The sequence below is a fragment of the Streptomyces panacea genome, assembly GCF_040560175.1.
Classification (GTDB): Bacteria; Actinomycetota; Actinomycetes; order Streptomycetales; family Streptomycetaceae; genus Streptomyces; species Streptomyces panacea.
Genome location: NZ_JARJHW010000227.1, coordinates 1 through 10986, shown reverse-complemented (window position 1 = coordinate 10986; position 10986 = coordinate 1). Strand labels below are relative to the sequence as shown.

Sequence of the window (10986 nt, the reverse complement as noted above, 5' to 3'; positions counted from 1 at the left end):
AGACAGGGGGCCCTTGGGGGCCCGCCGGTCAGGCCCCCGCGCCCCGCTCGTCCCGGATCTCACCGACGACGCGGGCCACCGTGTTGCGCACCGCTTCCGTCTCTGTCAGGAAGTGCCACCAGTCGGGATGCCGGCCCTCCAGCCCGGCCACGGCCCGGTCCAGCCGCGCCACGGCGTCGTCCAGCGGGCGGGCGTGCCGGGGGTCGGGCGTGTTGCGGCCCGCCATCGCGAGGCGCTGCGCGTCCCGTACGGCGAACCGCGTCCGGTCGATCTCCTGCTGCGGGTCCTTCGAGACGGCATTGAGTCGCTGGAGACGGTCACCGGCGGCGGACACGGCCTCGTCGGTTGAGTTCAGCAGCGCCCGGACGGTGCTGAGCAGGGCCGTCGCGTCGGGCCAGCGCTGCTCCTCGCGTGCCTTGGCGGCCTCCTTCAGCTTCTCCTCCGCCTGGTGCACGGAGCTCGCGGCCTGTTCGGGCACGGGCTGGAGGTCCTGCCAGCAGGCGGCGCTGAAGCGGCGCCTCAGCTCGCTCAGGACCGGCTCCACGGAGCCCGCGCGCGTCGTCAGGGACTGTGCGCGGGTACGCAGCGACACCAGCCGCCGGTCGATCTCGGCCGCGCGCTCGGGCAGCCGCTCGGCCTCGGCCCGTACGGCCTCGGCGTCCCGCAGCACCCGGTCGGCGCGCTGAATCGTCTCGGCCACGCCGTGCCGCCCCGCGCCCTGGTTGAGCTTGGTCAGCTCCGGGCCGAGGGTGGCGAGCCGTGCCGCGAGGTCGTCGGCCCGCAGCCCGGAGCCGCGCACCGCGTCCAGGGCGTTGCTCGCGGCGAGCAGCGTCTGCCGCGCCCGCTCCACGGCGGGCGCCAGCCGTGCGAGCTGCGTCTCCGCCTTGTCGAGCAGCGGGCCGAGCCCGCGCTCGAAGCGGTCCAGCTCGCCCTTGACGCGGACAAGCTCGTCCTTGGCCCTGGTCAGTTCCGTGCGGGCCGTCGAGGCGACGGACGGTTCCAGATCGTGCCGGTCGAGGTCGTGGGCGTCGACGGCGTTGATGTAGCCGCTGCTGGCCTCGTCGATCCGCTGCCCCAGCCTGGCGAACTCGTCCACGACCCGCCGCGCGCCCGGCGAACTGTCCACCGCGGTGATCGTCTCTATCGAGATGCGCAGATCGCGCTGGGCCGTGTCCAGCTCGTAGAAAGCGGCGGCGGCGGCGTCCTTGGCGGCCTGTGCGTCGGCCCGCTGATTCTCCCCGCGCCCGCCGAACCAGCGCCGCGTACCCCCGCCGGCGAAGGCTCCCGGCAGGGCCGCGGCGATCAACGGCACCGGCAGCAGCATCAGGGTGAGGACATCACGGACGCCACCCGCCCTCGCTCGTGCGTGCGGCTGCGCGTGTGTCGCCGTCACATCCCTCTCCCGTGCCGATTACGCCCCTGCCGAGTACATTCTCCCACCAGGAAGGGACGAACACACGGGCCGGTTAGTTCGCGCTTCGGACTGTGACTTTGCCGTTGTCGCTGCGGGCCTTCACCACATGGGCGCTGTCGTCGTCCGTGGGCACGTCCACATCGACGCTCCCGTTGTCGCTCTTGGCGGTCACCGCGTAGCGGGCATCGGACTTCGGCAGGTCGATCGTGACGGACCCGTTGTCGCTGAACGTGTCCACCTTGTCCGGTACGGAGGTGAGCTTCAGCCGCACCGCTCCGTTGTCCGACCGGGCGTGGACCGATTTGGACGAGACGCCGTCGGTCGTCACCTTGCCGTTGTCGCTGGACAGGTCGAGCGTGCCGCTGGAGTTCCGTACGTTGACGGAGCCGTTGTCGGAGCGGAGGTTCAGATCGGTGTCGAAGCCGTCGGCGCGCACGCTGCCGTTGTCGTTCCGCACCTTCACCGCCATGTCGCGCGGCACCTTCACCCGGTGCCGGGACTCGCAGTTGTTCACCAGCGCCTCGCACTCGACCTTGAGCGTGAGGGTGCTCTCCTCCAGCTTCCAGACGGGGTCGGGCCCCGTACCGAGCACCACCCAGCCGTCGACCTGACGCGTCACCTCGATGTCCTCCACGTCCGCCGGCACCAGTTCGATCGAGGTGTTCCCCGACGCGATGGTCAGCGTCTTCCCGCTGAAGGCGAACGACCGCTTCTCGACCGGCGCCTCGTCGGCGTCGGCGCTCCCGCACCCGCTGACGGCGACCAGGGCGAGCACGGCGCCTCCGGTGGCGACGATTGTGCGGGCGCGGCGGGTGTCGCGGGTTCGGAGCGTGTTCACGGTGATCGGTCCCCCAAGATGGTCCTGCGGATGTGCCTCCACCGTACGAATCCGCCCGCCCCCGAACGATCCGGTCGGCCACCGTCTCCGTGGTGGGGATAACCCCCGCCGCCGGACCGGGTACGGGACCGGGCGCCCGGCCCGCGAAGGCGTTTGCGAGCGGGGGCCCCGCTCCATGTACGCTGTTGCCTCATCCAAGGGTGCGTAGCTCAGGGGTAGAGCGCTGCTCTTACAAAGCAGATGTCGGCGGTTCGAACCCGTCCGCGCCCACCGGTAGGTAGCACGACGAAGGCCCCCGACCGTCCGCGGTCGGGGGCCTTCTGTGCGCTCCCCCTCGTGGCCTCGGACTCCCTGCCCGCGCCTCCGCCCCCGTGGCTCACCTGGGACCGGCCGATGCTGTTCGGCGGTTGGGCGGCTTCTTCGCCCCGGACCGGTGGCAGGATGGCGGGAATTGAGTCGAGTTGGGCTGAAGTGCCGTGTTGTGTGGAGTGATCCGCAGGGGTGGCTGACCACCGGCCCCGGTACGCGGTGGGACAGCCGCGGCGCCGGGCGTCGTTGTGCGACACGGGGGAGTGCCACGCGTGCAGACAGATGTCATGCCGTCCGTCAGCCATGTCGTACCGCGCCGTGGTGGTGGGGCGGTTCGGGCGTGGTGGGGGCTTGTTGGGGTGTGTGTGGGGTTTGTCGTTGTCGCCGGGGTGCTCGTGCCGTTCGGGTTGCCGCTGGGGTGGGACGAGATCGTCTACGCCAGCAGGTTCGGGACGTACGGGCCCGGCGTGCCGTTCAGTGCGCCGCGTACGCGCGGGGTGCCCCTGTTGCTCGTGCCCGTCGCCTCCTGGAGCGATTCGGTCGTGCTCCTGCGGCTCTGGATGGCCGCGCTCGCGGGCGGGGCGCTCTGGCTGGGATATCGGCCGTGGCTGGGGGTGCTGAGGCGGCCCGCGGGGGTGTGGGTGGCCGCGGGGCTGTACGGGAGCCTGTGGTTCGCGCTCTTCTACGCCAACTCCGCCATGCCCAACCACTACACGGCGATGGGTGCCGCCGCCGCGACCGGATGCTTCCTGCGGCGCCGTCCGGGACGTGGCGCGTACGCCGGGATCGTCGCCGGGCTGGCCGTCGTCACGCTGATGCGGCCCAACGACGGTGCCGCCGTGGCCTTTCCGCTGTTCGTCGCCGCGTCGCTGGTGCCCGCGTGGCGCGGCCGGGGTCGGCTCGTCGCCGTCGCGGCGGGTGTCGCGGTGGGGGCGCTGCCGTGGGTCGTGGAGGCCCGGCTGCGGTTCGGCGGTGTGCCGCGGCGGCTGGCCGAGGCGAGCGACACCCAGGGCGGCCTGCGGCCCGTCCTCTCGCTGAAGGCTCATCTCACCGCCCTGGACGGCCCGTTGCTCTGCCGCCCCTGTACGGGCGACACCGTCGCCTCGGGCGTCGTCGAATGGTGGCTGCTGCTTCCGGCGCTGGTCGTCCTCGGGTTGTGGACCGTACGTCGCACCGGGCGCGCGAGCGCCCCGCTGTGGCTCGCGGTCGCCGTCGCGCTGGCCGGCTCGCTGCCGTACCTCTTCCTCGTCCCCTACGCGGCGCCCCGCTTCCTCCTGCCCGGCTACGCCCTGCTGGTGCTGCCTGCCGCCGTGGGGCTGCTCGCCGCCGCCGACCGGGCGCGTGGCTCGCGCCCGGTCGCGGTCGCGCTCGCCCTCGTCCTGCTGGGGCATGCCGCCGTACAGATCGCGCAGGTACGGACCCATGTGAGCGTCCAGGAACGGGCGCGCGGCGACTGGCTGCGGATCAGCGCCGTACTGCGCGAGAACGGGGTTCGGCCGCCGTGTCTGATCAAGGGGAACAGCTCGGCGATCCCCGTCGCGTACACCGCGGGCTGCGCCTCGGCGGACATGGACGATCCGGCTCCCGCCACGGCGGTGATCCTCCGGCGCGTGGGCCCGCCGCACTGGGCGCGGGACTGGCCGCGCAGGCCGGTGCCCGACACGTACAACCCGGGTTGGTCGGTCGCCGTACGGGAGCCGCCCCTGTCCGGCGGATCTTCGGGGGCCCGGGACGCCCGGCACGGCTCCTACACTCGGGCCCATGCGATGGAACGAGATCGGTGAGGTCGACTGTTCGGTCGCGCGTGCGCTGTCGGTGGTGGGGGACCGCTGGACGCTGCTCGTGCTGCGCGACGCGTTCCTCGGCGTACGGCGCTTCGAGGACTTCCGGGCGAACACGGGCGCCTCGCGGCCCCTGCTGACCGAGCGGCTGGCCACGCTCGTGGAGCACGGGGTGCTGCGGCGCGTGCGGTACCAGGAGCGGCCCGAGCGGTACGAGTACCGGCTCACGGAGAAGGGCGTCGGCCTGTACCCCGTGATCGTCTCGCTCCTCGCCTGGGGCGACCGCTGGATGGCGGGCGACGACGGCCCGCCCGTACGGCTCCGCCACGAGACGTGCGGGCACACCATGACGCCCCGACTGGCCTGCCCGGACTGCGGCGAGCCGATCGACCCGCGCGACGTACGGCCGACGCTCCGCGCGGGTCTGTCCGAGGCGAGCGACGTCAACTCCTAGGTCGTGTCTTCAAAGTCCCGCCTGGCCCGCGACGCCTGGTACGGCACCTCGCCGCGTTGTCGGAGTCGGCCGAGTACGCCCGGTACGAGACCGATCCTCCGCCTTGCGATGCACCGCACCAGACGCCGCGGGCCCCGCCCTGCGGGCGGACGGCGCTACTTTGAAGACACGACCTGGGCCGCGGGCCGCGGGAGATCCGCCGGACAGCCCTCAGGGGTGCAGGATCATGCACGTCGTCGTCGCGTGGGCGATCAGCTTGCCGCGCTCGTCCGTGACCCGGCCCTCCGCCGTGGCCGTGCGCCGGCCCACGTGAATCGTCGTACCCACCGCCGTGAGGCGCCCCGCGTCCACGGCCACCGTGCGGATGTAGTTCACCTTCAGCTCCAGCGTCGTGAATCCGACGCCCGCCGGAAGCGTCGTGTGCACCGCGCAGCCCAGGGCCGAGTCGAGCAGGGTCGCCGCGATGCCGCCGTGCACGGTGCCCAGGGGGTTGGCGAAGTCGGGCTTCGTGCTGAGCGACAGGACGACACGGCCCTCGTCCAGCTCGTCGAAGGTCATGCCGAGAAGTCGTCCGATGGAAGGCCGGTCGGTGGGCTGCTTGGACGCCCAGCGCAGCAGTTCGAGTCCGGACAGCGTGGTGAAGTCGACAGTCGTCATGCGGCAGAAGCTATCAGTTCTGTTTCTGAACCCACCATGGGCGGTGATCGGTCACACTGGAGGTATGTGCCGCAGCATCAAGACTCTCCGTCCGCCCGTCATCCCCGAAGAGGCCACCGAGGAGGAGATCAGGGCCGCCGCCCTCCAGTACGTGCGCAAGGTCTCCGGTTTCCGCGCGCCCGCGGCCCACAACCGTGAGGTGTTCGACCGGGCCGTCGAGGAGATCTCCGCCGCCACGACGCGGTTGCTCGACGGTATCGAGGTACGGGGCGCGGCCCGGACCTGAGGCCGCCCCGCCGGGTGTCTCAGGCGACCGGCGCCGCCGCCACCCGCGCCCGCGCGCGGTCCCGTCGCCGCGCCGGGCGGCGGACGATGGCCGCGGCCACCAGCCCGGCCGCGAACAGCGCCAGCACGGACACCGCCGCGCCGAACCAGCTCGACCCCAGCCACTGGCCGCCGAAGTAGCCCAGTCCCACGCTGTAGCCCGTCCAGGCCACGGCCGCCAGGGCGGACCAGGGCAGGAACTCCTTCATCTTGCGGTGCGCGGCGCCCGCGCTCAGCGAGACCACCGAGCGGCCCGCCGGGACGAAGCGCGCGATCACCACGAGGATCCCGCCGCCGGTGAGGGACGTGCCGAGGCGTTCCTGCGCGGTGGTGAGCCGGCGTGAGCGCGCGATGGCGCGGGCCAGCCGGTCCCCGCCGCGCCAGGCGAGGCGGTACGCGACGAAGTCGCCGATCACCGAGGCGACGGCCGCGCACACCATCAGTACGAGCAGCGAGGGCACTTCCTGCGGCACATGCGCCACGTGCGAGACCTTGCCCGCCGCGTCGGCGACCGCCGAGGTTCCCGCTGCCGCGGCCGTGGCGGTCGTGATCACCAGCACGCCGCTGGGCAGCACGGGCAGGAACACGTCCAGAAGCACGGAGAGCGCCACCACGGCGTAGATCCATGGGCTGCCGGTCAGCGCGCCCAGACTCTCCAGCACTTTTATCTTCCCCGTTTCCGTAACGAAGCCGAAATCCCCCGGCCTCGTATCCCCCTGACCGCCGGCCCCCCTCGCGCGAAGCGAACGGGCGGCGGCTGTCAGCCATACAGCGTACGCCTGTGTGGTGGACCACCTTCCCACGGGGCGGGTGTTGTCCACCTTCTGTTTGTCGAATGGCCGAGATCGGGGAATGGCCGGATGTGGGTGTCCGGCCGAGTCTGCCGGACAGAAAGGCGCCCGGACCCCGTCGAAACGGGAGCCGGGCGCCTGTGTCGCTGTTCAGGCTGTCTGACTGTCGGTCAGGCCGCCACCGCCGTGGGCTGATCCCGGCGCTCCGGCTCGCGTGTGCCGCGCGTGCCGATGAGCCGGTCCAGCGACAGTGCGCCGGGGCCGACGAAGACGATCAGCAGGAAGGCCCAGCAGAAGATCGCCGAGGCTTCGCCGCCGTTCTCCATGGGGAACAGCCCGTCGGGCTGGTGGACGTTGAAGTAGGCGTACGCCATGGAACCCGAGGCCACGAACGCGGCGATCCGGGTACCCAGGCCGAGGAGGACCAGGCTGCCTCCGACGAGCTGGATCACTGCGGCGTACCAGCCGGGCCAGGTGCCGGCTTCGACGGTGTCCTTGCCGAGGACGCCGAAGAGTGTCGCGGCGCCGTGGCAGGCGAAGAGCAGTCCGATCACCATACGGAAGAGTCCGAGGGCGTACGGCTGCGCGTGGTTGAGGCGTGTGGACATGGGGGGGTGGGGCTCCTTCGGTTCGGGACGTAACCGACGAGAACCTTCACGTTAGGCAGCCCTAAAGAATGCTTGCAAGTTCAACATCCGGCCAACGGGTGCTTCTCGGCCGAACATCCGTTCTCCGGAGCGAATAGGGGCCGGGGTGCCTGACCTGCTTCGTTCGGTCGACTTGTCGCGACTGCGACGGAGATCCCATTCGGCAGGTCATGGGCAGACCAATGCCCGGTACGGAGGAACCGGGCATTGGTCGATGAGTGCGGATGAATGGTCGTCAAAGGGGGCGTACGTACGGCTCCGAGGTCACCCCGACGTCACTTCGGGGCCAACTCCCGTTCGTCGACGGTCACAAGCCGTGCCCCCGCGTTCGGCTCCCCGCCCCGTGCCCGCGCCTGGGCCAGGCTCAGCCGCGCGGCACGTCCCCGCAACGTGAGCGTCATCAGCTGATTACCGAACCAGGGGCCACCGGTCTTCCCCCATGTGACTGACGGCGCGGGCACCCGGCCGTGCCGGGCGAAGGCGCGGCCCAGGCGCCGGCCCACCCTGCTCCAGCCGAAGCGGAAGCCGAGACGGATGGAGAGCGGGATCGAGTTGTGCACGGGGGAGCAGGTGAGCTGGACGACCCGCGACCGGGGCTGATCCGTGCGCCAGGCCGGCTCGGCGACGTACGCGTGGTGCACGTCGCCCGACAGCACACAGACCGTCGCCGGCGCGTCGGGGCCGCTGCCCACCTCGGCGATCAGCCCCGCCAGCTTCTCGAACGACGTCGGGAACGCCGCCCAGTGCTCCAGATCCGCCCTGCGGCGCAGATCCTCACCGAAGCGCGCCCATCGCCTCCCGCGCTCGCCCCGGGCCAGCGCGGCGTTCCAGCTCTCCGCGTCATGGACCAGCGGCGGCAGCAGCCAGGGCAGGGAGGTGCCGATGAGGAGGTGGTCGCGGTCGCCCGGATCGGTCAGCGCCTGGTCACGCACCCAACGCGCCTCCTCCGGGTCCAGCATCTCCCGGTGCCCCTCCGCGAGGACGCGGGCCGCCCGCGAGTCGACCATCAGCAGCCGCGTCCGGCCGAAGTCGCGGCGGTAACTCCAGCGCACACAGGCCGGATCGGCGTCGGCCTCGGCCGCGAACTCCCGCAGCCGCTCGGTGCCGTCCGCCTCCGCGCGTACGGCCGCGTACAGCTTGTCCGCGGCCAGTTCGGCGGGGGAGAGATTACCGAGGTGCTGATACACCCAGTACGACATCAGGCCGCTCAGGATGCGCTCCCGCCACCACGGCTTCGTACGCATCTCGGCGACCCAGGACGCGCTGGTGTTCCAGTCGTCTATCACGTCGTGGTCGTCGAAGATCATGCAGCTCGGGACGGTGGAGAGCAGCCAGCGGACCTGGGGGTCGCTCCACGACTCGTCGTAGAGGTGGGTGTACTCCTCGTAGTCGGCGACCTCCGCGCCCGGCGGCTCGGCCAGATCGCGGCGCTCGGCCAGCCAGCGGCGCGTGGTCTTCGACGTCTCGTCGGCGTACACCTGGTCGCCGAGGAGGAGCAGGACATCGGGGCGTACGGCTCCGGGGTCGGCCGTGAGGGTCGCGGCCAGGGTGTGCAGGGCGTCGGGTCCGACCGGGTCGGGCTCACCGACCGGCGCGGAGGCCCAGCGGCAGGAGCCGAAGGAGACATGGAGCTCCGGGGCGTCCGTTTCCGGGTGCTCCGTCGCGGCCAGCGTACGGATCACGCTCGGCGGGAACGGGGAGTCCTCGGGCGGCCAGACGCGCACCTGGTCCAGCAGCACCTCGTACGCGGCCGCGGTGCCGGGGGAGAGCCCGGTCACCGGGATCAGGGCGTAGTGGTGCCCGGCGATCAGGAACGTGCGCGACGAGCCGTACGCGCCGCCCTCGCAGCGGACCTCGGCCGTGCACGGCCGGTCCGTCTCGACCCAGATCGTGGCCGTGCCGGCGGATTCCCCGTCGACATAGCGCAGCAGTGGTCCCAGGCGCAGCCCGGTCATGATGCCTCCTCCGTCGCCCCGTACGGTACGGAACGACGGAGGGGGCCGACCAGTTTCCGGTCTGTGACAGGCAGCACGACCTGTGGTCGGAGGCTGCCGCCGGCTGTTGTCAGCAGCCGTTGAGGACGCCCTGGAGCGCGCTCTTCTCGGCCGAGTCGACGGTCAGGTTGTAGGCGTGCTTCACGTCCACCCACATGCGGGCGTACATGCAGTGGTACGCGGCGCGCGGCGGCAGCCACTCCGCCGGGTCGCGGTCGCTCTTGGACTGGTTGACGTTGTCCGTGACGGCGATCAGCTGCGGATTGCCGAGATCGTTGGCGAAGGTCTGGCGCTGGGCGGTGGACCACCCGCTGGCGCCCGAGGTCCACGCCTCGGCGAGCGGCACCATGTGGTCGATGTCCACGTCACTGGCGGCGCTCCAGGTGGCGCCGTCGTACTCGGAGTACCAACTGCCGCTGGTCGCCGCGCAGCTGGAGTTCGTCACGACGCTCGAACCGTCGCGCTTCAGGACGGTCTCGCGGGTGTCGCAGGCGCCCGACTGGGTGATCCAGTGCGGGAACAGGTCGCGGCTGTAGCCGCTGGTGGAACCTTCGGCGCGCACGGTCAGCTGACCGAGGTAGGTGCGGGCCGTGGAGGCGGCGATGGGCGTGGGCGGGGATGCCTGGGCGGGGGTCGGGGCGACGAGCAGCGCGGTGGCCGAGACCAGCGCGGCGGACGCGGCGATGACGGCTATTCGGCCGGCGGGACGGCCTTGACGCGCGTAGATACCTGACATGCGAACTCCCTTGTCGTGGGGGGAAGCTGACCGTTCGGAGCCGTGTTGGGGCGCCGGACCCGAGCGCCCATCGTTGCGGTGCCGGATTGCTGTGAGGTGGGCACCAGGTAACAGGGTGACGACATGGGCACGTCACATCAAGAGTTTCGACTTCCGTCGTCGGGACCCGGGGGGTGTCAACGCCTCACGCGGGGGTGTTATCTGACGTACGGGCAGAATGTCCGCCACGGAGTGAGATTGGGTGGGGAGCATGCTGCTGAAGGTCGATGTCACGTTCGGATTCGTCCTGGCGGTCCTGCTGGTCGCCGCGGCCGGGACCGCGGCGCTCGCGCACCTCGGGCGGGCGCGCGAGATCGCGACCGCGGGGGTGCGGGCGGCGGTTCAGCTCGGCGCGGTCTCCCTGGTGATCGGGTGGGTCGTCGGGTCCGTACCGGCGCTGCTGGCCTTCATCGCGCTCATGTACGCGGTGGCGGTACGCACCGCGGGGCGCCGCATCACGGGCAACGGGACGTGGTGGTGGGCCGCGGTGCCCATCGGGGCGGGGGTGGGCCCGGTGGTCGCGGTGCTGCTCCTGACCGGACTCGTACCGGTCAAGGGCATCGCCCTGATCCCCATCACCGGCATCCTCATCGGCGGCGCGCTGACGGCGACGGTGCTCGGCGGGCGGCGCGCGCTGGACGAACTCGGCGCGCGCCGGGGCGAGGTGGAGGCCGGCTTCGCGATCGGCCTGCCCGACCGGGACGCCCGCCTGGAGATCGCGCGCCCGGCGGCGGCCGACGCGCTGCTGCCGGGCCTGGACCAGACGCGGACGGTGGGGCTGGTGACGCTGCCGGGCGCGTTCGTGGGGATGCTGCTGGGGGGTGCGTCGCCGTTGTTCGCGGGGGCGGTGCAGCTGTTCGTCCTGGTGGCGCTGATGGCGGTGCAGGCGGTGGCGGTGAGTCTGGTGCTGGAGCTGGTGGCGCGGGGGGTGGTGCATCGGGGGTAGGGCGCTGGTTCTCTCCCCGTACCCGCCCCTTCCCGAAACCTGTCTCTTATACACAT

11 protein-coding genes and 1 tRNA gene are annotated in these 10986 nt (G+C 71.8%); 5 read left to right on the top strand and 7 right to left on the bottom strand.

Annotation, left to right across the window (positions count from 1 at the left end; translation table 11 throughout):
* Positions 1–28: 28 nt before the first annotated feature.
* Both P3L51_RS32340 and P3L51_RS32335 read right to left on the bottom strand, forming a co-directional pair.
* A complete protein-coding gene (locus P3L51_RS32340; protein ID WP_354608896.1) occupies positions 29–1393 on the bottom strand; it encodes a coiled-coil domain-containing protein in 1365 nt (454 codons plus the stop codon).
* A 73-nt stretch (positions 1394–1466) separates the two neighbouring features.
* Positions 1467–2252, bottom strand: a complete 786-nt coding sequence (locus P3L51_RS32335) for a DUF4097 family beta strand repeat-containing protein (RefSeq protein ID WP_435594574.1) — start codon at positions 2250–2252, stop codon at positions 1467–1469.
* A 198-nt stretch (positions 2253–2450) separates the two neighbouring features.
* Between P3L51_RS32335 and P3L51_RS32330 the strand changes: the two genes are divergently transcribed.
* The 3 genes from P3L51_RS32330 to P3L51_RS32320 all read left to right on the top strand — a co-directional run bounded on the left by P3L51_RS32330 (position 2451) and on the right by P3L51_RS32320 (position 4796).
* Positions 2451–2522, top strand: a tRNA-Val gene (locus P3L51_RS32330).
* 404 nt (positions 2523–2926) lie between these two features.
* Positions 2927–4345 carry a hypothetical protein gene (locus P3L51_RS32325; protein WP_354608895.1) on the top strand — a complete coding sequence of 473 codons (1419 nt, stop codon included), beginning with the start codon at positions 2927–2929 and terminating at the stop codon, positions 4343–4345.
* Positions 4323–4796: a winged helix-turn-helix transcriptional regulator gene (locus P3L51_RS32320; protein WP_354608894.1), complete on the top strand. Its 474-nt coding sequence runs from the start codon at positions 4323–4325 to the stop codon at positions 4794–4796. The genes P3L51_RS32325 and P3L51_RS32320 overlap by 23 nt, the downstream gene beginning before the upstream one ends.
* Positions 4797–5006: 210 nt before the next feature.
* Here P3L51_RS32320 and P3L51_RS32315 read toward each other — a convergent pair whose 3' ends face one another.
* Entirely contained in the window at positions 5007–5453 is a 447-nt protein-coding gene (locus P3L51_RS32315; RefSeq protein ID WP_354608893.1) for a PaaI family thioesterase, read from the bottom strand.
* 64 nt (positions 5454–5517) lie between these two features.
* Between P3L51_RS32315 and P3L51_RS32310 the strand changes: the two genes are divergently transcribed.
* Positions 5518–5739 carry a DUF2277 domain-containing protein gene (locus P3L51_RS32310; RefSeq protein WP_354608892.1) on the top strand — a complete coding sequence of 74 codons (222 nt, stop codon included), beginning with the start codon at positions 5518–5520 and terminating at the stop codon, positions 5737–5739.
* Positions 5740–5758: 19 nt separating this feature from the next.
* Here the strand turns inward: P3L51_RS32310 and P3L51_RS32305 are convergent, their stop codons facing one another.
* From P3L51_RS32305 to P3L51_RS32290, 4 genes are all read right to left on the bottom strand, one after another.
* Complete coding sequence (locus tag P3L51_RS32305) at positions 5759–6439, bottom strand: DedA family protein (RefSeq protein WP_354608891.1); 681 nt, start codon at positions 6437–6439, stop codon at positions 5759–5761.
* A gap of 299 nt (positions 6440–6738) precedes the next feature.
* Positions 6739–7176, bottom strand: a complete 438-nt coding sequence (locus P3L51_RS32300; RefSeq protein ID WP_354608890.1) for a DoxX family protein — start codon at positions 7174–7176, stop codon at positions 6739–6741.
* A gap of 314 nt (positions 7177–7490) precedes the next feature.
* Positions 7491–9170, bottom strand: coding sequence for an alkaline phosphatase D family protein (locus P3L51_RS32295; RefSeq protein ID WP_354608889.1), 1680 nt, complete (start codon positions 9168–9170; stop codon positions 7491–7493).
* A 109-nt stretch (positions 9171–9279) separates the two neighbouring features.
* Entirely contained in the window at positions 9280–9945 is a 666-nt protein-coding gene (locus P3L51_RS32290; RefSeq protein ID WP_354608888.1) for an HNH endonuclease family protein, read from the bottom strand.
* A gap of 250 nt (positions 9946–10195) precedes the next feature.
* Between P3L51_RS32290 and P3L51_RS32285 the strand changes: the two genes are divergently transcribed.
* On the top strand, positions 10196–10930 hold the full coding sequence (locus P3L51_RS32285) for an ABC transporter permease (protein WP_354608897.1): 735 nt from the start codon (positions 10196–10198) through the stop codon (positions 10928–10930).
* The last annotated feature ends 56 nt before the right edge of the window (positions 10931–10986 follow it).